The sequence below is a fragment of the Cupriavidus pauculus genome, assembly GCF_008693385.1.
GTDB lineage: Bacteria > Pseudomonadota > Gammaproteobacteria > Burkholderiales > Burkholderiaceae > Cupriavidus > Cupriavidus pauculus_D.
Genome location: NZ_CP044066.1, coordinates 86107 through 111729 on the forward strand (window position 1 = coordinate 86107; position 25623 = coordinate 111729).

A 25623-nucleotide genomic window follows, 5' to 3' on the forward strand; every position below is an offset into this window, starting at 1 on the left:
GCGCGAGATGTGTTTTCGGTTTTTTAGCTGCCGGGGAGCAGTCGTTCGAATTCCCGCTTCACCACGGCATAGCATTCGCAGACGCGCTCTTCCAACCCCGCACGGTCAAGAATGGCGATGTGACCATGACTGTAGCGGATCAAGCCTGCAGCCTGTAGCTTCAGCGCAGCCTCAGTCACTCCCGATCGTCGCACGCCAAGCATGTTTGCGATGAGTTCCTGAGTCATCGTCAGATCGTTTGTCGGCAACCGGTCCAGACTCAAAAGCAGCCATCGGCAGAGTTGCTGGTCGATGGAATGATGGCGATTGCAAACTGCTGTCTGTGCCATCTGCGTGATGAGTGCCTGGGTGTACCGCAACAAGAGTTGCTGCATCGGCCCCCCGCGCTGGAACTCCTGCCTCAATATCATGGCGCCCATGCGGTATGCATGCCCCGCGCTCTGCACGACTGCACGGCTTGGCGTCGTTTCCCCGCCCATGAAGATGGCAATACCAACGATTCCTTCGTTGCCGACAATTGCGATCTCCGCCGACGCTCCATCCTCCATTACGTACAACAGCGAAATGATCGAGTCGACCGGGAAGTAGACCGATCGTAGCTGGTCCCCCGATTCGTACACAACGTGACCCAATGGGAGTTCCACCAACTCCACATGTGGGTAAAGACGCGCCTTATCAGCTGCCGGGAGCATGGCAAGTAAGCGATTGGACATCGGGGTGATCGCCATAGCTGTCTCTTCTTGGGAGTACCGAGATTGGTCGGGACAGCCCTTCTGAGGACAAAAATTCTCGATACTTCCAATCCAACTATAGGCAGTCGCCGACTTGAGACAAGTGCCCACAAAGCTTCCCTAACCTGCCCTTGACTTGCCGTATCACAACCCCTATAACATCCATATGGACGGTATGAGGATGGCTGTGGGATGGCATCTGACGGTATGTGAATAAAAATCCTCCCTTCGAGATTCGACAGCGGCACAGAGAAAAATGACTAATAAAGCATACGCGTTAGTGGATAAGCCTAAGGGTGGCGACACCGAGAAGATCACTATCAACCTAGGACCGGTGGACTTGGGGCAAATCGATTTGCTGGTGGCCGAAGGCTTCTACTCCAACAGAACCGACCTCATCCGTACGGCCATCCGAAATCAGTTGGCCGTCCACGCGCAGGCCATCCAGGAAACGGTGATACGGCGTCAGCTGGTACTGGGGCTGCATCATTTCTCGAAGCGAGATCTGGAGGCGATCCTGGAAGCCAAACAGAAGCTCGCTATCCAGGTACTTGGCTTGGCCAGCATTGCATCGGACGTGAGTCCTGACCTGGCGACTGCAACTGTCGCCTCTGTCGAAGTCTTGGGCGTCTTTCACGCATCACCGGCGGTAAAAGCGGCGTTGGCGGGACGCATACGGTAGTTCGCGGTAATTACGCCGCACCTGGTTCGCCAGATTGGAGAGCATCACAATGAAGATGAACGACGCCTTCCTCGCCTCAATGCGCGAGGCCATGCACCTGCTGAAAACGGCAGGCCCGATGGAGGCGACGACTGCAATCCAGCGCGCGCTCGGCCACCACTCGACCGATCTCGGCCTCGGCAAGCACAGCGCACCGATGCCTGCGCAAATCGTGGAGTCGCTGTTGACTGACGAGAGGCCGCAGTTGGACAAGGCAGAACCCGTGACGACCGTCGTTGAACCGAGTGTCCCTCCACACGCGGTCGCTACTGGGCATTTTTCCCAACACAACTTTGCCAACCAGGCCGGGCAGCGCTCATACAAGGTGTACGTGCCGGCGGCCGACGCTCGGGCGGAGCCAATGCCGCTCGTCGTTATGCTCCATGGATGTACACAGGACGCCAACGACTTTGCCGCCGGTACCCGTATGAACAACCTTGCGGACGATCTTGGCTTTGTGGTGGTGTATCCGATTCAATCTCCCGCCGCCAATACCTCGAAATGCTGGAACTGGTTTCGCCCAGGTGATCAACGAGCGGATCAGGGAGAGCCTTCCATCATTGCTGGTATCACGCGTGAGGTTATGGCGGCTCACCGTATCGATAGAAGTCGGGTATATGTGGCCGGGCTTTCCGCCGGTGGCGCAATGGCAGCTGTGATGGTCCACACCTATCCAGATCTCTTCGCGGCAGGAGGCGTTCACTCAGGGCTTCCGGCCGGAAGCGCGCACGACCTACCCTCTGCGCTAGCTGCGATGAACGGCGGCAAAGGAGTTGGACCTTCAAAGCGAGGCGTGGCTCAACCAGTGAAGGCGGTACGTCCCCTGATCGTCTTCCATGGCGATGCAGATCACACGGTGCATCCGTCGAACGGGGCAAGGCTGATGGAGCCGTATCAACAAGGACAGCCCAAGGACACGGAAAGGAACAGGGCCACAACCGGCCGCAGATATACCCGCGAGAAGATTAGCTCGGCGGGCGGTGTGGATGCCGAATACTGGCTGATCCATGGCGCCGGTCACGCGTGGTCGGGGGGCGGCACTGACGGTTCCTACACTGACCCCAAGGGACCAGACGCCAGTGCGGAAATGCTGCGATTTTTCCTCGCGCATCCCTTGCCCCGCTGATATCTGCTTTAACCGCTATTGACGACCGCGGCTGATCAATGCGTTTAGCTTTTGATAATCCGCGGGTTTGACCATGTAGTGGTCGATTGCGCCCTGCCTGTGGTGTCCGGTCGCAGGAAGGCCATAGCCGCTCAGTGCAACCACGAGCACGCTGGTTTGTTCCGGCATTTCGCGGATCCGGCGCGCCACTTCATAGCCGTCCATATCAGGCAGACCAATATCGAGCAAGATCACTTCCGGACGGAACTCTTCTACCGACGCAAGAGCCGCAGTTCCATCGGCGGCAACACGTACCTCGTGCCCATCCAGGAGCAAAAGAGCGGCCGCGCTCTGCGCGGCATCATTGTTATCATCCACCAGCAATATTCGGCGACTCGTAGGTTCGCTCGCTGGCTCAACGGGATTCGAATGGCGATCGGCCAATGTTCCGTGGGGCAACACAGGTAATCGTACGACAAACGTGCTGCCTTGGTTCAGCCCTGGGCTCGTCGCATGGACGGTGCCACCGTGCAGTTCAACTAGCTTGCGCACCAGCGCGAGTCCGAGCCCCAAGCCCGACTGTCTCCGATCCGCAGGCGAGTCCGCCTGTACGAAAATGTCAAAAATCGGTGAAAGAAGCTCTTTCTTCATTCCGATACCGTCATCGGTCAGCGTGATAACCGCCTCATCGCCCTGGCGCTCCAGCGTGAGGGCAATATGGCCGCCATCTGGGGTGTACTTGATGGCGTTTGCCAGCAGATTGCTAACAATCTGCTCGAGCCGTAGAGGATCTCCTTTGACAATCAGCGAGCCCGGCGGCAGCCTAAGGGTCAGCTCATGCCGTTGCAGATCCGCAAGCGGACGAAGGGTCTGGATTGCGTGTCGCACAGGTTCCGCTAGATCTATCTGGACAGACCTAACGACGATCACGCCGCGGGTGATTCGCGAGACATCGAGAAGGTCGTCGACGAGGCCGATCTCGTGGTCCAGTTGTCGCTGCACCGATTCTTGCACCTGCCGAACGGTCACGGCGTCGGCGGTACCGCGCTGCCAGACAAGTAGCCCGCTGCGAATTGCGGCAAGTGGATTGCGCAACTCGTGTCCAAGCATAGCCAGGAATTCATCTTTCTGACGATCGGCTTCTTGCAGCCGGGCAAAATCCGCTCGCTGCCTGGTGACATCTTCAATCGTCAGGAGAACCGAGCCCTGCCCTGACCAGTCCAACCTGCGCGCATTTAGTCGCATGGTGCGCAGGCCGATTCGCGGGAAAGCGTGAACGATCTCGTAATCGCGAACCGCGGAATGTCGGGGAAGTACATTCTCGAGCAGTTCGCGTAGCGCCGGAATATCCCACTGGCCGTTACCCAGTGCGTATAGCCGGGAGCCCGCAGTGCTCTCAACAGTCGTGGCGAACATCTGGTAGAAAGCCGCGTTGGCTCGCTTTACGCGAAGGCCCCCATCGAGCACGAGGATCGGCTGTGCCGTCGTCTCGATGATACCCTCCGCAAAGTCTCTGGCCCCGGCGACATCGGTGTGCAGATCCTTGAGCTCTCGCACCCGATAGCGCAGTTCCTCATTGGTGGTCGAGAGTTCTTCATTGATCGACTGGAGCTCTTCCTTCGCCGTCTCCAGCTCCTCGTTCGTGCTGCGGAACTCCTCGTTGCTAGATAGCAGTTCTTCCTCGCTGGACTTGAGTTCCTCGCGGGCGCTCTCGTGCTCTTCCAGCGCCGCTCTGAGACGCTCACGGGTTGCGGCAAGCTCGCTTGTCAGCCGGGCGATCTCCTCATCTTTGCCCCCGCGGGTACGGGCGTATTGCGGCCCAACACGCTGCTGCAGTAACTGTAGGATCAACGCCCTGAGAGGTGCATCTGCAAATCCTCTTTGCGTGACCGGAGGGTAGATGTGTCCCTCGAAAAAGACCAGGAACCAGCGCGAATCAGTGCCCGATAGCTTTACGGGACGCACTTCAATGCTGGCCGCACAGTCGCTGCCAGCAAGATTGGCCCGCAATCCTGTCCGACGAGCCGGCGCACCGCTCTGGCGTACTCTATTGATCGCTTCCGTAACGGCCAGAAAAATCTCCGGCCTAGCGAGTTTTTGAAGGTTCATGCTCGGAGGACCTTCCGGATTAGATAGCCACCCACTTGTATCGCCGCGAAACATAAGGATATTGAGGTCGCTATCGCATACCACACCGGGGGGCGCGTAGCGACCGAGAGCCTGCCGGTCGGCCTCTGTGCGGAGTTGCGTTTCCTGCGTTTGTTCACGAGTGGAAGTTCCATGTCGATTTGCTCCGCCATGGGGTCGGGCTGCGATTGTGTCCGGCAACGACGGCTGAATAGTAGGTCGTGGTTTTCGGATGTAGACCTTGGAACTAGCGTCTTCCAGAACGCCAAAGTACTCGGAGAACGCTCCGACAGTTTCGGAAGGGCCGAGCATCAAGACGCCTTCAGTGCGCAACGCATAATGAAAGAGAGGCAGCACGCGAGCTTGTAGCACCGGATCGAGGTAGATCAGCAGGTTCCTGCAACTCACCAGGCTCATGCGCGAAAACGGGGGATCCTCGGCGACGTTGTGACGCGCAAAGGTACACATGTCCCGTAAGGACTTGTCGATGCGGAAGTATTCGCCTTCGCGCACGAAATAGCGGCTCAGGCGCTCGGCCGAGACGTTGCGCGCAATATTTTCTATGTAGCGTCCGGTGCGAGCGGCTTCCAGCGCCTCAAGGCTGACGTCCGTGCCGAATATTTGTACTGAGGCTTCCGAAAGTTGGGGCCCAAGATACTCCGCCAGGCAAATGGCAAGCGAATAGACCTCTTCCCCGCTCGCGCATCCCGGCACCCAGATTCGAATGGGCCGGTTTGCGCCTGTCTCGCGGAGAATGCGGGGCAAAACGGTGTGTACCAGGGTGTCGAATGTCTTCGGGTCCCGAAAGAACTCGGTTACGCGGACGAGTAGATCACGACCCAGCGCCAGCGCCTCGGCTGTATCCTCTTCAAGGACTGCACGATAGTCGGCTAGCGATGTCAATTGGCGCAAAGCCATACGACGCGCGAGTCTGCGCTCGACAGTACCGCGCTTGTAATGGGTGAAGTCGATCGTGCAGGCCGATCGTAAGAGCCAGAATATGCGCCGGAGGGCGGGGCCTCCCGAATCGGCTTCTAGGCTTGTACAAACATCATCTCCAACCCGCCGGATCGGGAGGGCTGTGATACGTCCGATCTCCGCCGCGATCTCTTGCGGCTTCATAACGAAGTCGACGCAACCAGTGGCAATGGCCGCCCGCGGCATGCTGGAGAATTTAGCGGATTCCTCGTCCTGCGCAAACGTAATTCCGCCCTCCCGCTGCAGCGCACGCAGGCCCAACGCGCCGTCCGAGCCTCCACCCGAAAGCACGACGCCGATGGCGTTCTGACCTTCATGCGCCGCCAGCGAGTCGAACAGATCGTCGATTGGCATCGGAGGGCCCAGCGTGTTGCCACCCGGCTCGAGGTGAATCTTCCAGCCATTCACGAACATTCGGGCGTTGGGCGGAATTACGTAGACGCGATTGATCCCTAACTGCATTCCGTCAACCGCTTCGACCACCTCCATTTCCGTTCGCGTGGCCAGAATTCCGGGCAGCAAACTCTCGTGGGACGGGTCAAGATGCTGAACGATCAGGAACGCCGCACCAGTGTCGCCAGGAAGCGCGCCAAAAAAGTCGGACAGCGCCTCTAGTCCGCCAGCTGATGCGCCAATACCAACGAGCGGAATCGAGGAAGGCGTCGGTTCTGCAGAATCCGCGGACAGGCTAGTCGCCATGAGTGTCCTCTGTGCCAGTACGATACCCACGCCACCAATCACGTCTCGCCGCACTAAGGTCTTCCCTGATCATACGCCTCGGTTGTGGGCGCTGCCCCTGAGCTCCTCCCATTACTGCAAATTTGTACCCAATTCGGCGACGCAATGTGCAATATCGAAAGACGAAAGTCGGCAAGCTCTGCGAGGTGGTCGCCTATGCGACGCTTATTGAGGGTTTCGACGCGGTTGGGATCACCTTTCGAAAGCATGGCTGGCGGGCACGATGATTGCGCTTCAGTGAATGCCTTGCGTTTCGCAGGGCGATCACAGAGGTTCACAATGTTCATTCACAACAAGCGTTTGCAGTACACCGTTCGTGTCTCACAGGCCGATCCGGGCCTCGCTAACCTGCTTCTCGAGCAGTTTGGCGGTCCTCAGGGGGAACTTGCTGCCGCCTGCAGGTACTTTACGCAGGCCTTGGCGGAGGAGGATCCGGGGAGAAAGGATATGTTGCTCGACATTGCCACCGAGGAACTAAGCCACCTTGAGATCGTGGGGTCAATCATTGCCATGCTCAACAGGGGCGCCAAAGGCGAACTTGCCGAAGGTGTGCAGAGCGAAGCGGATCTCTATCGATCCATGACCGGCGCAGGAAACGACAGTCATGTCACCCAGTTGCTGTTTGGCGGTGGCCCGGCGCTGGTGAATTCGGCTGGTGTTCCATGGACCGCTGCGTACATCGACAGTATCGGCGAACCCACGGCTGATCTACGCTCAAACATCGCTGCGGAATCGCGCGCCAAGATTGTCTATGAACGGCTGATGAACGTCACAACCGATCCCGGCATCAAGGAGGCACTCGGGTTTCTTATGACACGCGAGATCGCCCATCAGAAGTCGTTTGAGAAGGCGCTCTACTCGATTTCGCCGAACTTCCCGCCCGGAAAGCTTCCAGGCGATGCGCGGTTCGCGACGATCTATTACAACATGTCCAACGACGATCAACGTGGGCCGTGGAATAGCGACGAAACCTTCGCGTACGTGGAGGATCCGGAGCCGGCTGTCGATGGCGGGGATGGCACAGCTTCCGTCAAGCTTTCCGCGGATGAGCAAGAGGCTGTCATGCGCTTCGCCGCGCGCGGAAAGTCAGATCCCGAATCGGAACCGATGACTGGCGCAGAACTTGGCGCCGTCGGCGCGTTGGCAGAGCAGAAGTGATGGGCTCCATGTGGCCCTTCCTGAGCCATTGACTGGAAACACCATGCATCTGTTCGAATCGGCATGCTGGCATTGGCATAGAACACCATTTCGAATGGGTCTCGGCCTGGGCGTGGTCGTCGCAGGTGCGCTTGCCCTCTGCAGCCGTTGTTTCGCCGGATAGTATCCCCGGACTCGAAAACATCCTGAGGCGCATTCTCTCCCCCGCCGGACGTAGGCCTTTTTAACTGTCGAGTAGTACAGACAGTCCCGAATCACGCGAGACCTCAGTAGGTCAGCTTCACTGCCACTGGCAGCACGTCCGGCACGCCGGCGACGTCTACGGAAGCCAGGGCAAAAATCTCTACCAACCCACAAGGATCCTTCATGGATAAATCGAAGATACCGGCCGAACAACGAGCCGTCCTCGGCATGCTTGCAGACGACCATCGTGCGGTTAGAAAACTGTTCAAGCAATTCAATAGCACCGGCAATGACAAGGAAAGACAGTCGATCGCGGCAGAGACATGCCGTCAGTTGACTGTACATGCACGGATCGAAGAAGAGATCTTCTACCCCGGACTCCAAGGCCAGTCCGATAAGATTGATGCCATGCTGGATGAGGCGGAAGTCGAGCATGGCGTGGCTAAAAATCTTGTCTCCGCGATCGAATCGGGTGAGTCCGACATGCTGGAAGCCAACTACACCGTGCTTACCGAATACGTTGGCCATCACGTCGAGGAGGAGGAAGGCGAACTGTTCCAGGCGGTGATCAAGGCGAAGATCGATTTGCGCGAGATGGCCGCACAGCTTGAGCAACGTAAGCTCGCGCTGATGGGCGAAGTCGCTTGATATTTCCCGAATTGGGTAGCCGACGGACGCCGCAACTGATCGCGCTGGACAAGCTTCTCAAGCCCTGAGGGCTGCGAGCTGCCGGCTCGATATCCGTTTACTTTTGCTCGCCCAGTAGCGGGCTTTTTTTGTCTTCGGCCAGGGAGATGTGCGCCGTCGCTAGGTGGTGGAACGACTGTTGCGTTGAGAGGTAAGTCCCAGCATGGGGCGACACCGAGGAGACTGACATGAGGGCACTCTGCTGGCATGGAAAGCATGATGTTCGCTGTGACACGGTTCCCGATCCGGGCATCGAGCATCCGCGGGATGCGATCGTGAAGGTGACAAACTGTGCGATCTGCGGTTCGGACCTCCATTTGTTCAATGGATTCATTCCCGGCATGGAGAGCGGTGACATCCTCGGCCATGAGTTCATGGACGAGGTTGTGGATGTAGGCGCGGAGAACCATCGCCTGAAGGTTGGTGATCGCGTGGTCGTCCCGTTCACCATCATTTGTGGGGAGTGCGATCAGTGCCGCCGCGGCAATTTTTCCCTGTGCGAACGGACCAATCGCAATAAAGATACCGCTGATAAGGCCTTCGGGCACACAGCGGCCGGTCTGTTTGGCTATACCCATCTCACTGGCGGGTATTCAGGTGTCAGGCTGAGTACGTGCGCGTGCCCTACGCCGATGTCGCAACTGTCGTAATTCCGGAGGGCATCATCGATGAGTCAGTGCTTCTTCTCGGCGACATCCTTCCCACGGCCTGGCAGGCCGCTAAGCAGTGCGATATCCAGCCGGGAGAATTGGTAGCGGTATGGGGTGCCGGCCCCGTCGGGCAGTTCGCGGCGCTGAGTGCGTTGATGCTCAACGCAGGTCGGGTGATCGTGATTGACCGCGTCCCCGAGCGTCTGGCAATGGCCGAGCAAATCGGCGCCACTGCATTGAACTTCGATCATGTCAACGTGGTGGATGCACTCAACGAACAGACGGGCGGTAAGGGCCCAGATAAGTGCATTGATGCGGTCGGGCTGGAGGCGCATACGTCCGCCTCCATGGATTCCATGTATGACCGTGTGAAGCAGGCACTGATGCTGGAATCGGACCGCCCGCACGTCCTACGCGAAATGGCATACGTCTGTCGGCCAGGAGGAGTACTGTCGATTCCGGGCGTGTACGGCGGAATGGTCGACAAATTCCCTATGGGCGCGATCATGAACAAGGGGCTAACGATACGAACAGGTCAGACCCAAGTGAACCGCTGGACCGACGACTTGTTACGCAGGATTGTCGAAGGGGAGATCGACCCGTCGTTTGTCATCACGCATCGGATAGCGCTCGAGCAGGGAACCAGAGATGTATAAGACGTTCCGCGACAAGAAAGATGGTTGCATTAAGGCGGTTATTTCGATGTAGCTGGCGTTCAAGGCCGCCGGGGAAGCAATTCCCCCCTCGGTAGCCTACTGTAGTAGTAGCCGTCTCGTTCTTCTGAGCGACGTTCGTTGTCTAATCGTTTCATCACCCAGGCTCTGTCATGGATACCTTGCCTGCGTTATTACAACCAGACCAAGGGAGTTGCCATGAGAATTGCACAGATCGCGCCCCTCGCTGAGCGCTGCCCCCCCAGCCTCTATGGCGGGACGGAGCGGATTGTTTCCTATCTGACGGAAGAGTTGGTTAGGCAAGGCCACGAAGTGACATTGTTCGCTAGCGGGGACTCTATTACCCACGCGGCACTCGTTTCGAGTTGTGATGTTGCGCTGCGACTGGGTGTTCGAATGCGAGACCCGCTGCCGTATTACATGATGATGCTCGATGAGGTAGCCGCTAGAGCCGGGGACTTCGACATACTTCACTTCCACATCGACATGACGCATTACCCGTTGATGCGGCAGGTGCCTGCTGGGTTTGTCACGACCCTGCATGGACGTCTTGACCTCCCGGACATTTCGCCCTTCTACGCTCACTTTCCGAACTTCCCATTGGTGTCCGTGTCCACCGCGCAGCGTTCGCCGATGCCGGCGGTGAATTGGGCCGGCACTGTTCTCCACGGCATCCCGGGTGCGCTGCTGGCGTACCGTGCAAAACCCGCCGGTGGCTACCTTGCGTTTCTAGGCCGCATCTCGCCGGAGAAGCGCCCTGATCATGCTATCGCCATCGCGGCGAAAGCCGGTCTTCCCCTCAAGATTGCCGCAAAGATCGACGAAGTAGACCGCGCCTATTGGGAGAGCACCATTCAGCCGCTGTTGGCGGCGTATCCCCAGGCGGAATACATCGGTGAGATCAACGAGCACGAGAAAGCAGAGTTTCTAGGGAATGCTTCTGCCCTGCTCTTCCCGATTGCCTGGCCAGAGCCCTTCGGACTGGTAATGATCGAGGCGATGGCGTGCGGCACACCGGTGATCGCGTTCGACTGCGGCTCTGTCTGCGAGGTCGTTGATCCCGGTGTAACTGGCTATATCGTCCGGACAGTCGAGGAGGCAGTTGCCGCCGTGCGAAAGATTCCAGACCTCCCGCGCGCAGCTGTCCGATCGGCGTTCGAGGCCCGTTTCACTGTCGAGCGGATGGCTCGCGATTACGTTCGAATCTATCGGCAATTGTCACTATCCGATACCAGCGATGCGCCGCGCGATGCGCCCGATGAACTCGTGCTCGCCTAATGAGGGACAAGAATCCCATGCCTTTAGAATCGCCCCCCCGGCTCGCCAATGCTGCACTGGTCAAAGGTGCCCCCCATGTTGCACAGTTTTATATTCCTACGTCGGCCTCCTTGCAAGAGCGCCGGCCGCGGACGCTGAAGCACGGAGATACTTTCGGGCTGTTCGATCATAACGGCGACGCGGTTGGCGCATTAGGCAGCCCTGAAGGGTTGTACCACTTAGATACGCGCCATCTGTCTTTCCTACAACTTACGCTCGACGGCGCCCGACCCATGTTGCTGTCTTCCACCTTGAGCGACGACAACTCGGCATTGACCTGTGATCTCACCAATCCCGATCTATCGGACGTGGAAGGAAATCTGAGGTTGGAGCGCGATTTGATTCATATACGCCGCACCCGATTCCTCTGGAATGGCACGTGCTACGAACGCATTATCGTGCGGAATTTTGACGAGTATCCCCGTCGCGTGCGATTCGACATAAGCTTCGATACCGATTTTGCCGACCTCTTTGAGGTGCGTGGAGCTCTGCGCCCGCGTCGGGGAACATTGCATGCGGTAAAGATGTCCGAAGAAACGGCAACCTTGGGCTACACCGGCCTGGACAACGTTGTCCGAACTACGCAGGTGAGCTTTCATCCAGTCCCGCTTAACATGACCGGAGACTGCGCGAGTTATGAGTTGATGCTTGAGCCGATGTCGGCGCAAAGACTCAGTGTCGAGATTCGATGTGCATCGCTCTCTGAAGAGCCCACAGGGCCAAGAACGTTTCTGATGGCATTGCGCCAGTCCCGGCGAGAGTTGCAACGTATGTGTCGCCCCGAGGCTTTCGTCACTTCGTCCAGCGAGATGTTCAACGAACTGGCACGTCGCAGTGTGTCCGATCTGCATATGCTGCTGACCAATACGCCGTACGGCTTGTATCCGTATGCTGGGATCCCTTGGTTCAGTACGGCCTTCGGGCGCGACGCGATCATTACTGCCTTGCAGACACTATGGATGGACCCTCATCTCGCACGGGGTGTACTGCAATACCTCGGAGCGAAACAGGCTAAGTTCGTTGACCACAAGGCTGACGCAGAACCAGGGAAAATTCTGCACGAGACACGCCACGGTGAGATGGCGCTGCTTGGGGAGGTTCCGTTCGGCCTTTATTATGGGAGTGTCGACGCCACGCCTCTGTATGTGGTTCTTGCAGGCGCGTACCTGCAGCGAACGGGAGACGTCAAGACCATCGCCGCGCTATGGCCGAATATTCTCGCTGCTCTTAACTGGATCACGGAATATGGCGACCGTGACGGAGATATGCTCGTTGAGTATGGCCGACAATCGCCGGATGGCCTCATCAATCAAGGGTGGAAGGATAGTCGCGACTCCGTGTTCCACGCGGACGGCAAGCTCGCCCCCGGCCCTATCGCCCTCGTCGAAGTGCAAGCATATGTCTACGGTGCATGGCTAGCTGCTGCGGCAATCTGCGCGGCGCTTCAAGACACGTCGGGGGCTGCAACCTATACTTCCAAGGCTGAAGCACTACGCGAGGCTTTCGACGCGCGATTCTACGACGCAGAGCTGGGGACCTACGTTCTTGCTCTCGATGGGGACAAGCGCCCGTGCAGGGTGAGCACCTCCAATGCGGGACATGCACTCTTTACGGGTATCGCACGGCCTGATCGCGTGCCATCGGTCATCGCCAAGCTGATGGGCAACACGAGCTTTTGTGGTTGGGGAGTTCGGACAGTATCCACAGATGCGCCGCGCTTCAATCCTATGAGCTATCACAACGGCTCCGTGTGGCCACACGACAATTCGCTGATTGCGGCAGGTATGGCCCGTTATGGCTATCATGGCGAGGCTGGGCGAATCTTCGAAGGCCTGTTCGCAGCCTCTGGATACATCGATCAACGCCGTCTGCCAGAGCTTTTTTGCGGATTTCCTCGCCAGCGCAGCCAAGGCCCGACCTTTTACCCTGTGGCATGCGCCCCACAAGCTTGGGCAGCTGCGGCGCCACTTCTGCTTCTGCAGGCTTGTCTCGGCTTGGACTTTGATCCGCACGGGCCTGTCATCACCTTCGATGCACCATCCCTGCCCGGATTCCTCGATGAAGTCTTTCTCGGCAACCTGAGTGTCGGCGATGGGAGTGCGGATGTTGCGATCCGCCGTATGGGCGGTCGAGTGGTCGTTGATGTGATGGCACGCCGAGGTGAAGTCCGGGTGCTGACGCGAACCTAATTCGTCCCGCTTAAAGAAAAGGGCGGGCGTAGCCGCCCTTCTCCGTCTGCTGTTCTTCGCTATCGGCGCGTCACGAGTGACGCGCCTGGTGCGAAAACGAACGGCAAATCAGAACATGGCACATGGGCGCGTATCCCTGCTACAGAGGAGGCCCGCTCACCGTAGGAAATCCGGGGCAGCGACAGTCATATGCTTTGCCGCCTCTGCATAGGGGCGCGCATTACACGCTTTGATCGCCTTTTTCGCGGCCAGCGGTTTGCTGGGGTTCGCGTTGTTCTTTCTTGTCATCGTCTTCGAGCTGCGCATCGGTACCGCCCTCCTCCTCTTCTGGCTGCGTTCCCTGCTCGTCCTGCTCCTGAATTGGGAGCGCCCCGCTCTTGTCCTTTGCGCCGTCAACTTCGTCAGGTTGCTGCGGCTTGCCCTGCTGCTGATTCTGTCCAGGTTGCTGTGCCATGATGAACTCCTTGTCGTGGCTGAATGCCACATGAGGGTAGTCGCAAGGCGCGTACCAACTTGGGAACGTTCGTCTCCCAGAAAGAAAAGAATCCGCGACGAGCCATGGTCATGCTGTGGAGAGTCTTCCTCAAAAGCGACGGCCATTGACCAGTTCCACATCTCTCGTATTTGTACCGGTAACGAACCTTCTTCTTGTAGTAATCGGTGGACCGACGGTGCGTTGCCCTCCCCGGTTCGATGCCCTTCTGGTTGCCCGGATAGTGGACGAGATCCGCTCATCCAAGGGAATCTCAAGGCCCGTAGCGGGACGCTAGTGATTTTCCGGCCGGGGTAACTGAGCTCGTGAAGCATCAACGTGGGCTGGGTACAGAGCTTGCGTTGGTGTTCAGACTAATGAAGGGGCATCGTCCATGAGTCATCCGAGCGGCATGCATCAGAAATCGTTCCATATTCTGCTGGGGGTGGTGACGATTGCCTTCTTCTGGCTCTTGCTTCCTTTCTATGGAGCAGTGTTCTGGGGCGCGGTGCTCGCCGTCATCTTTGCGCCGGTCCAGCGGCGCCTCGTTAAGCGCCTTCACGGCCGACGAACCATCTCGGCACTGCTGACGCTGCTACTTGTACTTGTGCTGGTCATCCTGCCACTCTCTCTCGTCACAATCTCATTGGTGGATGAAGGCGCAAATCTGTACGAGAAAATTCGAGTAGGTCAGATCGACTTTGGCGTCTACTTTCAGCAAGCCTTCGAAGCGCTACCACAGTCTGTGCGAGCGACATTGCTGCGCTTTGACATCGGAGGTGTTTCAGACATCCAGGACAAGCTAAGTGCGAGCGTGATGCAGGCAAGTCAATTCTTAGCCACGCGCGCCTTGAGCATCGGCCAGAACGCCGTACACCTTATGATCGGGTTCGGGATCATGCTTTACCTGTTGTTCTTCTTGTTGCGCGATGGCCCGGCGCTGTCGCTCAGGCTGCAGCTTGTCGCACCACTCAGCCCATCACATCAGCAGCATCTCATTCGCAAGTTCACCACGGTGGTTCGCGCGACAGTCAAAGGCAACATCGCGGTTGCGCTTGCACAGGGAGTCCTGGGCGGAGCGATTTTTGGAGTGCTCGGAATCCAGGGCTCCCTTCTGTGGGGCGCGCTCATGGCGGTGCTGTCGCTTCTCCCAGCGATTGGGGCGGCACTCATCTGGGCTCCGGTCGCGATCTACTTCTTGCTGACAGGAGAACTGGTGAGCGGATTTATCCTGCTGGGATTCGGTGTGCTGGTCATTGGCCTGGTGGACAACGTTCTGCGACCGATTCTCGTCGGAAAGGACACCCAGATGCCGGACTACGTCATCTTGATTGCCACGCTGGGCGGTATGGCGCTTTTTGGACTCAACGGTTTCGTCATCGGGCCGCTCATCGCGGCCCTCTTCATCGCAGCCTGGGACTTGACCAGCTTCAGTACCAGCACGACCACCACTCTGTCGCAGGACGACCGCGGTGCCTATGCAGGGTCACTGGATGAACTGACGCCATCCGAAGTTGGTGGCGTGTACGCAAAACCCTCGTTGCAAGGCTCGCTTCACCAGCAGGTGGACCTGGGCCAGCCTCGTTATCTTCTCACGAGGCGCTGAGTCGGTTTGTCGGACATGGCATCGGCAAAGGATGCGCTATCCGGGCATGAGTCCCCCGAATCCGCCCGAGGTGCGAGTACGCTCTGGTACGACTATTGCGGGACAGATAGCGGCAAGCAAGCGGGAGTCTCAGTCGTGAGGGTGGCAGTGCCGAGGCTTCCTGCGGTAGTTCAGTGGCTAGGAGATGATGTCATGGAACGGACAACAGAGTATCGCGGTTTCGGCATTCGCGTCGAGCTCGAGAACGTAGCTAAGGATATGTTTGATGTATGGTTTCAGATCGAGGGGCCGGCATCGTCGCAAGGTACGAAGTCGATTGGGGAACGTACAAAAGTCTTCGCTGGCCCATATAGCCGACGCTGGGCCTATCTCGTTGCAGAGCTTGGCGGCCGAGCTGCGGTGGATGTCGTCCTCAGTCTGGGCTTACTCCCGCAACAGAAGGACGTAATCTGAAGCGTCGGCGGTGTAGCGAAACCGCAGACGCGAAAGGCTCTGCCCGTGTGAGCCAATCGACGAACGCAGAACGTTGAACTCGCTAGCTATAACGACGCCAGCACGAAGCCGGGGCGGTGTTACCAGGTGGAGATGGCCTTTGCTGTGAAAACCGGCATCTCGATTCCAGCGGGCAAATCGACACATGCTTGGACGGTTACCTGAGGACGCTCAGAATCCACACTACCAAAGATTGCGGCAAATGGCATGGCGGAGGCATCAACGCCGGTGCCGATGCGTAGCAATCCGGTTGGGATCGAGATGCCGGACGGATCTAGCAGGTACCATCGGTGAGAAAGATAGACTTCCACCACCGCATGAAAGTCAGATGGGCTTCTTCTGGTGTCTGCTCCATAGTCCAGGCTGCTTGACATGCGTGCGGGAATGCTCAGCGCACGACAGATTGCTATCATCAGGTGCGCGTAGTCGCGGCAAACGCCGGCACGTTCGACAACAGTATCCAAGGCCGATGTCCGCTCGTTAGTTGAATGCGAGAGAAAGCGGACGTGATTTCGGACCCATTCTCGGATCGCGTAGACGCGGGCATATCCCTGGCGCATGGTGCCGAACTCACGCATCGAGAATTCCATGAGACGGTCCGATTCGCAGTAGCGACTGGGGGTTATGTACCTGAGAACTTCGAACGGAAGTTCCGCAACTGGGATCTCAGCTAACGATTCGGTCTCGTCGAGCGCGTGGTCGATGTTTACTACGGCCTCGTAGCTTACCGTGAAGGGTCCTCTGGGGACTCTCAGCCTCAGCAGCCGATTGCACAAGACAGGATCGGTATAACGGCTCGCTATGACTGAGGGCGGAACTTCCATTCGTTCGAATACCACGGACTGCCGAGCAGTATTCGCCGCTTCAATATTAAGAATGAAGTCCGCCCAAGCATCCTTAACGTTGTAAGAAAGTTGCACAGTGTATTGAAGTCGATTCATCTGGCTTCCCCTTAAGTGAGCGAGTCTGGTTCCCGAGTCCCGTTCCTCGCCCGGTGCTGAACGCCATCTAGATCTTCGCTCACGTTGAGCTTCGCGCCGCAAACAGGAACCTCAACGCCAGCATTCCAATCGACGCGGAGATCAGCGAAGCGGCCAAGATGCCAACCTTCACCGAGCCTATCAGTTCGGGGCTAAACGACAGCCCCCCAATGAACAGCGCCATGGTAAATCCGATGCCAGCTAGCACGCTGCCTGCTGCCAGGATCGGCCAGGGAAGATCGTTTGGCCGATGGGCGAGCCCCAGTTCTACGAATAGTGCGCAGCACACGACGATTCCTACGGGCTTGCCCACCACAAAGCTAAGGAAGATAGCGGTCGCGAGTGCGGGATCCACCGTAGCGGGAACGAAGGTAACGCCCGCGTTTGCTAACGCAAACACTGGCATGACAGCAAAAGCGATCCAGGGGTGAAGGGCGATTTCGAGCCGTTCGATAGGAGACATTGCTTCCCGAGTTGCCACTTCCGCACGTTGCAGGTCTCGTCGTCCCGCCGTATCGCCGCTCCAATGCCGCCCAGGGGGATAGGCGACTACCCTGTCGAGGATGGCGTGTAGGCGATCATCACTGACCCAGCTACGTGCAGGGGTCATCAATCCTAAGACTACGCCGGTCAAAGTGGCATGAATGCCTGACGCATCGACTGCGAGCCAGATTGCTACGCCGAGCACAAAGTAGAACGGAAAGCTTCGAATCCCAACTTGCGCTGCTCCCAGAACAACCGCAAAACCGGATGACGCAAGAGCTAGTGGCAACCACTGCAAAGCGCCGCTATAGCTGACAGCGACCACGACGATCGCTGCAATATCGTCGAAGATGGCAAGAGCCAGCAGGAACAGTCGCAGGCTTTCGGGGATACGACGCCCGAGTAGGGCGAGGCAACCGATCACAAAAGCAGTGTCGGTGGACATCACTGTCCCCCACCCTCCCGCGCTAGGGTTGTCACCTACCAAGCCCAGAAAGATTGCCACAGGAAATATCATTCCGCCGAAGGCGCCGGCCAGAGGCATCACCGCGATCCTGAGGTCGCGGAGCTCTCCGAGCACCATTTCTCGCTTCAACTCCAGCGCGACGACAAAGAAGAACAGAGTCATCAAGCCGTCATTGATCCAGTGCTGTATCGAGCGGGTGAATTCGAGATTCCCCAATGAGAAGCCAAAGCGCGTCTCCCAAAGTGAGAAATACTGAGAGGCCCATCCGGAGTTCGCTAGGGAAAGCGCAACGACAACGCAAACGAAGAGCACAGCCCCGGCCATCGCTTCAATGCGAAGAAAGCGCATGAATGGGCCGGTGAAGTGGTCTGCCAGCTCCCGCGGGAGGTGTCCAATATCTTCGTTCATCCCTCTCTTCCGTTAAGGGTGCAGCGGACCATGCCTGCTTCATCACCACGATGCGAAAAGCCGTCGCCGGGGTCGGCTTTCGCCGAGTCGCCGACGTGAGAACGAACGCGACCAGGATGTTTGATTGGTAACAGCGAACGATCGCTGACGCGGACATAGTTGCGACATTCGTGCCACCAAGCAGCGCACGACGAATGCACAGCCGTCATAGCCGAAGTGTTACTTCCTCGCGAGGCTCCGCGTATTTGGGGTCAGAAAAAGTGGGGGTATCACGCCGGTGGGCGAGGAGCGCCGTCTGCATCATCGGCAATCTAGGGTTGGCGCTTTCTTCATCCGCGTTGAGTCAAGGCGTGGACTGCGACGTTGTCTGGCGTCCGAACGTGACTTCTGAAATCACCCCTCATTTTGCGGTGCAGAGGGCGTGTGTGTGCTTGAGACACGAATGACGTCTGCTGAGGTTCCGTGATCGCAACGCGTCAGCCGCGAAATGCGCGGGAGGCGAAGAGGCCAAAACCGCCGCCGAAGCCAAAGGTTCCCGCAAGCCCCGCCGGTAATGCTCAGCGTCCTACTATGAACAAGGATGTGGCGAGTAAGAGATCGGCCTGACCCGTTTCAGGTCTTCGTGCGCCGTTTAGGCTTCAGAGTCTTGGGCGCGAGTACCGCGGTCCAGAATTTGGTCACCTGCGTAGCGGCTTCGGTAGCCGCTGTCACACTCTGACGTTTCGCCTCGGCAGTGATTCGCCCGCGCGCGCTACTCGAAACCCGATTGGCCTGGCTCAGCCACATACTCATAAAAGGGTTCTTCTTAATCCATGGATTTTTCATGAGAGCTCCAGTACGGTCGTCGCTTTCGAAAATTTGATGGCGTCCGCCATCAGTTAGATGTTGGCTTTCTCGATCCCGCCGGCATCGGAAGGGCGGAGGCCACTAAGTGCGCTGGATAAGGTCTTGCCCTCGTGAGACCCTATGATGCCTCTCAACATGTCCGTTGCGGCCACGACCTCGCCCAGATCCTCCCCATTGCGTTCGAAGCGGAGCATTTCGTCGTACTCCTTGGCAATGCGCTTCGCTATTGACCGAACGAATCCCGGGTGCAGCTCGCCTTTGATTGACCCAGCGACAACATGCCGGGTCAACGTTGCAAGGCCCTCGAAGGTCGTTTCAGTCTTGATCGACAAACTTTGTTCGATGATTCTCCCCTGGAGGCGACGGCCTCGTTCGCGGCGAAATTCTCATGGTCTGCCAAGACTACCTGGCAGTAATTCGGCGAGTCGCAGCTGTCGCAGATCAATATCGGACGTTGACCGCATTGCCTACATCCCGAAATCAGATAATCTGGCTACGCGCTGCTTTGACCGGTGCATGCGAATGACAACTGCGAGTTGTGGTGGCCGATGTCCAGGCGATCCAATTTGCTCGCGACAAGCCTGACAGCGCGGCATAGTCTTCCATTCTGGTGATGGCTCCTAACGAGAAGGATGCCGGGATAATTAAGGTCTTCGCGGCGATCGCAGAACGGTGCCCACTTATGACGACGGCCGGTTGGCCGTAGGTGTAGACCCTAGCGCAATGATCCCCTAGCGCAATGATCGTGCCGTGTGGGGTGCCTGACGGTCCAGACATTCCCTTAGAGCGTTCAGCGCATCGTGCTCAGCCCCCTGGCTCTGCGGGGAGCGGCGTGATTGTTATTCCCGCTAGGGCAGCGATTCCGAAGATACAGTCACGACAGGCAGCTCGTTCGACTGCGGTGTGCGGATATCGCAGACCTCCCCGATGGTGACCGTCCCGTCCAAACTGTACGTTTGCAGAAAGGTTCGGTACGTCCGGTTGACGATTGCAAAGATGGGTAGGCGCGTCGCGCGCCTCATTCGCTTGAGACGCCAGTACTTACGACTGAAATTGATGCCCATGTAGGACGCCAGCGGCTACCGTCGTTGAAGAATTCGGAGAATGATCGAGCATCGTTTGCGGCGGCCTGCGCGCTACACCACCCTCTGCCGAACGGAACTCTGACGGAGGCTTCCATGATGTTTCATCGATTCCTGATCGGATCAACGACCTCTGAGGCTGTGGTGGAGGTTCATCTCATTCAGTCTCTTCCGGCAGACTGGGACGTCCTAGTTCGGATAGAGACGGGCATCCAGGCTTTGCGCGAGACGCACCAAGCAATCCCTCCCTATCTGCTAGTGCACGATCGATCTTGGCAGCAAGTGGTTTTCCAATGCGAGAGAATGATCAAAAGGGTTCATCGTTTTTCTTATGATTCACTTCCCGATTTTCTAGACCAGCATATCCGGCACAATTTTCACGCGCACGATTTGCAGGCCTTGGGTTGCCGGGAACTTTTGAGTGAAAAGCCTGATCCGCCAGCCCCTTTGCGCCAGAAAGCAAGCATTAGGAACACGAGACGTAGCCGCCCGGTGGCATGAACGTTGCCTCTGGCAGGGGACCAGGGGAATCGAACCATGACGCAATCCGATCGACTAGAAACAGGAATCCGCGGATTGGACACTATCCTCTGCGGAGGCCTCTTGCGCGGTGCATCGTTTATCGTCCAGGGGAGCCCCGGGGCTGGGAAAACGATACTCGCCAACCAAGTGGCCTTCTTCCAGGCACGGCAGGGAACTCGGGTCTTGTACGTGACTCTCCTCGCGGAATCCCACGACAGACTTCTTCGGTCACTTTCGGCGTTCGATTTCTACGATGCATCGATCGTCGACACGGAAATACTCTATATCAGCTTGTCCAAGGTTCTCCGCGAAGCTGGATTGACCGGGCTCATCCGAGCGCTTCGCACCGAGCTCGTTCGTCAGCGCTGCACCATGCTGATCCTGGACGGCTTTCTAATGGCAAAGGATGGCGGCGCGGCGGCGTCAGAGATCAAGACGTTTATCGCGGAGCTTCAGAGTCATGCCGCTCTCATCGGCAGCACCGTGCTTTTGCTCACTAGTGCGCAGACAGAAGCCGGAAGTTTCGAGCACACGATGGTCGATGGTGTGCTCCAACTCGAGGAAGAATTGGTTGGCATACGCGGCGTACGTCTGATTCGCGTTGCAAAGTCTCGCGGCAGCGCATGTGTTGCCGGACTTCATCAGTTCTCCATTTCAAGCGGTGGCATCGAGGTCTTTCCTCGCCTTGAGGCGCTAGGTAGCACATCAAATGACGAGACGCACGGTATCGAAGAGCGGGTCGCAAGCGGAGTCCAGGGATTCGAAAAGATATCAGGCGGAGGACTTCTCGGTCCGTCCGTTACCCTCCTTATGGGTCCTCCGGGGAGTGGGAAGACGACATTTGGTCTGAACTTTGTTAGCACCGCTACGCCCGAGTATCCAGCGCTGTTCTTCGGTTTTTATGAATCCCCGACACGACTCCGCATAAAGGCCCGGGAGCTTCGCCTCTCAATAGAAACACTTGAGCACGGTGGCGCGCTCCATGTCTACTGGAATCCGTTGCGCGAGAACCTGCTCGATTTCTTAGGGCACAGACTGCTCGACACCATCCGCACACATCGGATCCGGCGGTTGTTCATCGACGGAATCGCGGGCTTCCAGCGCGCCGCGGTCCATCCTGCCCGCCAGATCGAGTTCTACTCCGCTCTTACGACCGAGCTGCGAGAGATGGGCACAACAACCGTAGTTTCACTCGAAATGCGCGGCAGTTCTGGATCTGCTCATACGCCGCTGCCAGAGTACTCGAGCTTGATGGAAAACCTGGTGCATTTACGGCATGTCGTAATCGATGGCGAACTACGGCGCTCGTTTCACATCGTCAAGATGCGAGACAGCGTATTCGACAACGGGCTGCACGAAGTGCACATTGGGCAGGGAGGGTTGCGCATTGGCGGCCGGCTGGCGATTCCGCCCGATTGCCCTTTCGGGTGTCCTTTGGCCGCCGACTCCGGCCAGCCACTTAAATCCGGGCGCGAGCCATGGCAACCGTAGTCGTCGTCGACGATGAAACTATCAACGCCGATGCGTTGGCTGTCATGCTTGCATTGGAGGGCATCCGGACAATCACTGCAGCTGACGGCGCGGAGGGGCTGCGAATCATCGCGGCGGAAAAGCCCGACGCCGTCATTACCGACTTCATGATGCCAATCATGTCTGGGCTCGAGATGGCAAAGGCGATGCGCGCGGATTCTTTGCTCGCGAAAATACCGCTGGTCTTACTCACTGCCGCACAGGCGGAAATCGGATACCGTCACCCTGACCTATTTGATGCGGTGTTCAAGAAGCCTTGCGCCCCAGGCCACGTGATCGCGAGGCTTCTGGAGCTGATGGCGAGGTCCGCGTAGTTGGTTTCCGGGGCGAGAAAGCGTCGATGCGTCGGCTACTATCGTCGAAGAGTGCCCCGGTGCTGCGAAGGGCGCCCGCCAACAGGCAAGCTATGTCCTCTCTATCTTCCTGGATTGTTCACTGCTGACTACTTCGTACGGGCCCTTTGACGAAGCGTACGCCCGTCATTGGCAGCCGAGGCGCGTCGAAGACGCGTGGGCTTGTGTAGGAGGCGCTTTCAGTATATAAATTTATCCATAAAACTACGACCTGCGAGAAAGCGGCTTCCTCCAGAGCCAGCACCCCTCAGGACCCTCGCTACATGGATAGTTTGTGGCTAACCGATCCAGGCCGCGCTTATTCTGACTGGCAGCACCGTGAAGCCGCCGGCGCGGATCGGCGACCATTCTCGGAGCGTTCAATCGTCCAACATCGTGCAATGTTTGATCGGTTTTACCGTCACCTTTTGCGGCATGGAGCAACACTATCCAGCTTTGGCCCCGAGCTTCTGGACGGGTTCTGGCTAAACAAAGATGTCGCGGACCACAGCTTGTCCACGCGCATGCGTTATCTCAAGCTGGTAGACCGTCTGTGCCGGCAGTTGATGCTTGCCGGCGTGCGCACGAGCAACCCTGCCGCAGAACTGGTTCTGCGCATGCAGTGGCCGCAGGACGACCCGCCGCTGCATTTCCTGCCCAAGGACGTCGAACTGCGACTGCAGGCCTTTACGCAGCCGGTCGCAGGCGATGACCTTGTGGCAACTCGATGTCGCGCGATCGTGGCAATGTTTCTCGGTACCGGCGTGACGGCACGAGAAGGCCGGCATGCCCTCATGCATGACTTGCATCTTCGTGGGCGTTCGCCCTATTTGCACATACCCGCGAAGCGGCCCCGCATTGCTCGAACTGTGCCCGTCGAGCCGTTTGCCATCGCCCCCCTCTCACGGTGGCTGAAAATTCGCGGGAGGCTGGCAGTTCAAGGCGAACTCCTATTTACTCTTCGGCAACTGGGTACCCCCGTCACTGACATGAGTTTGGGGAATATTATCCGCACGGCTTTCGTCAGTATCGGCCACACGGCGGCGGAAATGGGGCCACAGATTCTTCGAAACACGTACAGCCGACGGCTGCTTTCAGAAGGCCTTGCACCCCCGGAAGTCTCGCTGCGGTTGGGGCTGACCAGTCGCCGTACGGTCGATAGGATTTGCGCAACACTTCCTAGACCACGAAGCGATTAGTCGTCAGATGCGTCTCAAGGAAAAGGCGGCGCTGCTGCAGCGCTTGACCTGCGCGCAAATACCCGTTTGGGTTAGACGTAACGTCAGTCGTCGCACTACGGTGAGCCGTAAGTGAGTACTGAACAACGGTACTTTAAGCTGACATTGTGGACAGTGGACGGGTCCCCGTTTGCACATAGACTCAAGTGCCCCTCCCGCTTTTGGAGGGTTTATCCAGTCTAAATCGGTTGCCCGTCTTCGGACGGGCTTTTTTTTGCGGGTCAAGAGTTCTTACTTACCGTCGCTGGGACTCAACGGTATCGGTCAGTTTCTCATCCCTGATACGCATGATCGTCTGCCGAGATACGCAGAACGATCGAGCGATCTCGGTAACAGATGCGCCTGTTCGAAGCGATGCGAGGATATCGGTACGCGCCGAGGCAGAGAGGGTGGGCTTGCGGCCGAGGCGACGTCCAAGCTCCGTAGATGCCGTGGCGCTCTCCTTCATGCGCAAGCTGCGAGTCTGGTAGTCAAGTTGACTGACTGCCGCCAATGTAAGCATGGCCGGCGAACAAGCAGATGTCAGGAGATCGCCACCACCCAGCTCTATACATTGGGCGCTCGCACCAAGTGCCTTAAAACGTTCAAGTGTCTCCAGCACGTCCCGGACATTGCGCCCAAGACTCGCCAACTTCAGCGTGAAAATGGTGTCGCCTGCGCGAATGCGCCGCAGCATACTTTGCATTCCGGGCCTTTCGAGTGCGGAGCGCGATTGAGACTCACGCTCACACCACGCACGCCGCAGATCTACCACGATGCCCGCCGCGTCGAACGCACGGATCTCCTCCTCGAATTCCTCGAGGGTGGCGGCACCATTTGTGTAGAAGTAGTTCGCACTCATGGGATCTCCGAGCGGACCATGCATGGCCCGCTCTCTGAATCATACTATCTTGCGTATCTCGCATGCTACAGGAGTGGGCCCTCCTTGCAGGGGGCGCAGATGACCTCATGTCAATCGATTAGGAAGGTCCTTGCTGCTACCAAGTAGACGGGAGTGGACCGCAGGGTCCCAAGAAGCGTTGTTGATCAACGTGAGGGGAAGACCGCGCCGAAACTCATACTCCTTGCGTAGGGATCAGCAAGAGAAGACGCGAAAAATTCTGAAGTCGGCCACCCCGCCTACGGGCGGCGGCGGGAACGCATAGCTTCAACACGGATCCCAAATCGCCGTTGCTGTGCGATTGTTATCGCCAAGCCAGCGCATTAGGAATAAACCCATTCAATCGATTCTCGATGTGAACCAATAATACGTGCCAGTAGGTGCGATCGAGCTGTAGGACGCGCTACATCAACCGCCGCAGAGGTTGCGGCTTCACGCGTTGTCGTGGCTTAAGTCCAAGCAGGAAAAATTTGAGTGCACATGCCTCGCCGAAGCCACGGATATATGTATATCAACAGGCCATATGTCCCTCTCTAACATCACCTGACGCATTTCCTCCTTTCTCGCGGACTCCATCCAACTAATTCCCAGTCATCTTGAATTTAGTGCACTCCTAATCGACGCATGGTTCGTGCCCCTCGTCTTTCGGTGCTACGGATCCATCCGAGGAACCTTGCACCTGATCCGTCCCCGGAACTGCGCAGACTTGTAACGCCCAGTCGCTGGACTCTGGTTCTATCCCACGACTCTTACATTGCAAGCAAGCCTAGGCGGCCGCCGCGATGTGCTGGAACCTCGAGCAGCCAAGTAAGAACCCCCGATGGTTGGCCCTCGTTGCGCTCCAATCAAACGATGTGACCGAACTAATCTCTCATAGCGTCGCGAAGAAACATGCCAGATCCGATTCCAGTTGTCGTGCTGGGATGACTGGCCAGGGACGTGCAGATCAGAAGTCTAAAACTCAGCGCCGCAGTGCTCAAAGACGCCCTACCCCGCGCGGTCACCACCGCCGAGAACATGCGAATACG

General features: G+C 57.7%; 18 protein-coding genes and 1 pseudogene. 12 read left to right on the forward strand and 7 right to left on the reverse strand.

What is annotated here, in order from left to right; all coding sequences use genetic code 11:
* Positions 1-23: 23 nt before the first annotated feature.
* Positions 24-728: a Crp/Fnr family transcriptional regulator gene (locus tag FOB72_RS17435; protein WP_150374010.1), complete on the reverse strand. Its 705-nt coding sequence runs from the start codon at positions 726-728 to the stop codon at positions 24-26.
* A 259-nt stretch (positions 729-987) separates the two neighbouring features.
* Here FOB72_RS17435 and FOB72_RS17440 point away from each other — a divergent pair, with 259 nt between their 5' ends.
* Positions 988-1413 carry a CopG family transcriptional regulator gene (locus tag FOB72_RS17440; RefSeq protein ID WP_150374011.1) on the forward strand — a complete coding sequence of 142 codons (426 nt, stop codon included), beginning with the start codon at positions 988-990 and terminating at the stop codon, positions 1411-1413.
* A 49-nt stretch (positions 1414-1462) separates the two neighbouring features.
* Complete coding sequence (locus tag FOB72_RS17445) at positions 1463-2578, forward strand: alpha/beta hydrolase family esterase (protein WP_150374012.1); 1116 nt, start codon at positions 1463-1465, stop codon at positions 2576-2578.
* 15 nt (positions 2579-2593) lie between these two features.
* Here FOB72_RS17445 and FOB72_RS17450 read toward each other — a convergent pair whose 3' ends face one another.
* Entirely contained in the window at positions 2594-6361 is a 3768-nt protein-coding gene (locus FOB72_RS17450) for a chemotaxis protein CheB (RefSeq protein WP_150374013.1), read from the reverse strand.
* 318 nt (positions 6362-6679) lie between these two features.
* Between FOB72_RS17450 and FOB72_RS17455 the strand changes: the two genes are divergently transcribed.
* The 5 genes and pseudogenes from FOB72_RS17455 to FOB72_RS17475 all read left to right on the forward strand — a co-directional run bounded on the left by FOB72_RS17455 (position 6680) and on the right by FOB72_RS17475 (position 13258).
* Positions 6680-7558, forward strand: coding sequence for a manganese catalase family protein (locus FOB72_RS17455; RefSeq protein ID WP_150374014.1), 879 nt, complete (start codon positions 6680-6682; stop codon positions 7556-7558).
* Positions 7559-7924: 366 nt separating this feature from the next.
* Positions 7925-8389: a hemerythrin domain-containing protein gene (locus FOB72_RS17460; RefSeq protein WP_150374015.1), complete on the forward strand. Its 465-nt coding sequence runs from the start codon at positions 7925-7927 to the stop codon at positions 8387-8389.
* 227 nt (positions 8390-8616) lie between these two features.
* Positions 8617-9786 (forward strand): annotated as a pseudogene (locus FOB72_RS17465) (zinc-dependent alcohol dehydrogenase).
* Between the two features lie 164 nt (positions 9787-9950).
* The gene (locus FOB72_RS17470; RefSeq protein ID WP_150374016.1) at positions 9951-11030 is read left to right on the forward strand and encodes a glycosyltransferase family 4 protein; all 1080 of its coding nucleotides are present in this window, start codon (positions 9951-9953) and stop codon (positions 11028-11030) included.
* A 17-nt stretch (positions 11031-11047) separates the two neighbouring features.
* A complete protein-coding gene (locus FOB72_RS17475) occupies positions 11048-13258 on the forward strand; it encodes an amylo-alpha-1,6-glucosidase (RefSeq protein WP_150374017.1) in 2211 nt (736 codons plus the stop codon).
* Positions 13259-13478: 220 nt separating this feature from the next.
* Here FOB72_RS17475 and FOB72_RS17480 read toward each other — a convergent pair whose 3' ends face one another.
* Entirely contained in the window at positions 13479-13712 is a 234-nt protein-coding gene (locus tag FOB72_RS17480; RefSeq protein ID WP_150374018.1) for a hypothetical protein, read from the reverse strand.
* Positions 13713-14124: 412 nt separating this feature from the next.
* Between FOB72_RS17480 and FOB72_RS17485 the strand changes: the two genes are divergently transcribed.
* Entirely contained in the window at positions 14125-15336 is a 1212-nt protein-coding gene (locus FOB72_RS17485) for an AI-2E family transporter (RefSeq protein ID WP_150374019.1), read from the forward strand.
* Positions 15337-15528: 192 nt separating this feature from the next.
* Positions 15529-15789 (forward strand): hypothetical protein, encoded by a 261-nt coding sequence (locus tag FOB72_RS17490; protein ID WP_150374020.1) that lies wholly within the window; start codon positions 15529-15531, stop codon positions 15787-15789.
* Between the two features lie 119 nt (positions 15790-15908).
* Here the strand turns inward: FOB72_RS17490 and FOB72_RS32975 are convergent, their stop codons facing one another.
* The 3 genes from FOB72_RS32975 to FOB72_RS17510 form a co-directional block, all read right to left on the reverse strand.
* Positions 15909-16769, reverse strand: a complete 861-nt coding sequence (locus tag FOB72_RS32975) for a transglutaminase-like domain-containing protein (RefSeq protein WP_150374021.1) — start codon at positions 16767-16769, stop codon at positions 15909-15911.
* Between the two features lie 79 nt (positions 16770-16848).
* A complete protein-coding gene (nhaA, locus tag FOB72_RS17500) occupies positions 16849-18165 on the reverse strand; it encodes a Na+/H+ antiporter NhaA (protein ID WP_150374022.1) in 1317 nt (438 codons plus the stop codon).
* An 878-nt stretch (positions 18166-19043) separates the two neighbouring features.
* A complete protein-coding gene (locus FOB72_RS17510; protein ID WP_150374024.1) occupies positions 19044-19343 on the reverse strand; it encodes a hypothetical protein in 300 nt (99 codons plus the stop codon).
* Between the two features lie 1287 nt (positions 19344-20630).
* On the opposite strand from FOB72_RS17510, the gene FOB72_RS17515 reads away from it, so the two are divergent.
* The 3 genes from FOB72_RS17515 (at position 20631) to FOB72_RS17525 (ending at position 23676) form a co-directional block, all read left to right on the forward strand.
* Complete coding sequence (locus FOB72_RS17515) at positions 20631-22106, forward strand: ATPase domain-containing protein (protein ID WP_150374025.1); 1476 nt, start codon at positions 20631-20633, stop codon at positions 22104-22106.
* Positions 22094-22459, forward strand: a complete 366-nt coding sequence (locus FOB72_RS17520; RefSeq protein ID WP_150374026.1) for a response regulator transcription factor — start codon at positions 22094-22096, stop codon at positions 22457-22459. The genes FOB72_RS17515 and FOB72_RS17520 overlap by 13 nt, the downstream gene beginning before the upstream one ends.
* Positions 22460-22761: 302 nt before the next feature.
* Entirely contained in the window at positions 22762-23676 is a 915-nt protein-coding gene (locus FOB72_RS17525) for a tyrosine-type recombinase/integrase (RefSeq protein WP_150374027.1), read from the forward strand.
* Positions 23677-23950: 274 nt separating this feature from the next.
* On the opposite strand, the gene FOB72_RS17530 is transcribed toward FOB72_RS17525, so the two are convergent.
* Positions 23951-24556, reverse strand: a complete 606-nt coding sequence (locus tag FOB72_RS17530; RefSeq protein WP_191002265.1) for a recombinase family protein — start codon at positions 24554-24556, stop codon at positions 23951-23953.
* Positions 24557-25623: the final 1067 nt, after the last annotated feature.

Coding starts and splice junctions, on each gene's coding strand:
- FOB72_RS17525 (WP_150374027.1), top strand. CDS start 22,762: ATGGATAGTTTGTGGCTAACCGATCCAGGCCGCGCTTATTCTGACTGG.
- FOB72_RS17515 (WP_150374025.1), top strand. CDS start 20,631: ATGACGCAATCCGATCGACTAGAAACAGGAATCCGCGGATTGGACACT.
- FOB72_RS17485 (WP_150374019.1), top strand. CDS start 14,125: ATGAGTCATCCGAGCGGCATGCATCAGAAATCGTTCCATATTCTGCTG.
- FOB72_RS17470 (WP_150374016.1), top strand. CDS start 9,951: ATGAGAATTGCACAGATCGCGCCCCTCGCTGAGCGCTGCCCCCCCAGC.
- FOB72_RS17435 (WP_150374010.1), bottom strand. CDS start 728: ATGGCGATCACCCCGATGTCCAATCGCTTACTTGCCATGCTCCCGGCA.
- FOB72_RS17450 (WP_150374013.1), bottom strand. CDS start 6,361: ATGGCGACTAGCCTGTCCGCGGATTCTGCAGAACCGACGCCTTCCTCG.
- FOB72_RS17480 (WP_150374018.1), bottom strand. CDS start 13,712: ATGGCACAGCAACCTGGACAGAATCAGCAGCAGGGCAAGCCGCAGCAA.
- FOB72_RS17440 (WP_150374011.1), top strand. CDS start 988: ATGACTAATAAAGCATACGCGTTAGTGGATAAGCCTAAGGGTGGCGAC.
- FOB72_RS17490 (WP_150374020.1), top strand. CDS start 15,529: ATGGAACGGACAACAGAGTATCGCGGTTTCGGCATTCGCGTCGAGCTC.
- FOB72_RS17445 (WP_150374012.1), top strand. CDS start 1,463: ATGAAGATGAACGACGCCTTCCTCGCCTCAATGCGCGAGGCCATGCAC.
- nhaA (WP_150374022.1), bottom strand. CDS start 18,165: ATGAACGAAGATATTGGACACCTCCCGCGGGAGCTGGCAGACCACTTC.
- FOB72_RS17460 (WP_150374015.1), top strand. CDS start 7,925: ATGGATAAATCGAAGATACCGGCCGAACAACGAGCCGTCCTCGGCATG.
- FOB72_RS17520 (WP_150374026.1), top strand. CDS start 22,094: ATGGCAACCGTAGTCGTCGTCGACGATGAAACTATCAACGCCGATGCG.
- FOB72_RS17475 (WP_150374017.1), top strand. CDS start 11,048: ATGCCTTTAGAATCGCCCCCCCGGCTCGCCAATGCTGCACTGGTCAAA.
- FOB72_RS17455 (WP_150374014.1), top strand. CDS start 6,680: ATGTTCATTCACAACAAGCGTTTGCAGTACACCGTTCGTGTCTCACAG.
- FOB72_RS17530 (WP_191002265.1), bottom strand. CDS start 24,556: ATGAGTGCGAACTACTTCTACACAAATGGTGCCGCCACCCTCGAGGAA.
- FOB72_RS32975 (WP_150374021.1), bottom strand. CDS start 16,769: ATGAATCGACTTCAATACACTGTGCAACTTTCTTACAACGTTAAGGAT.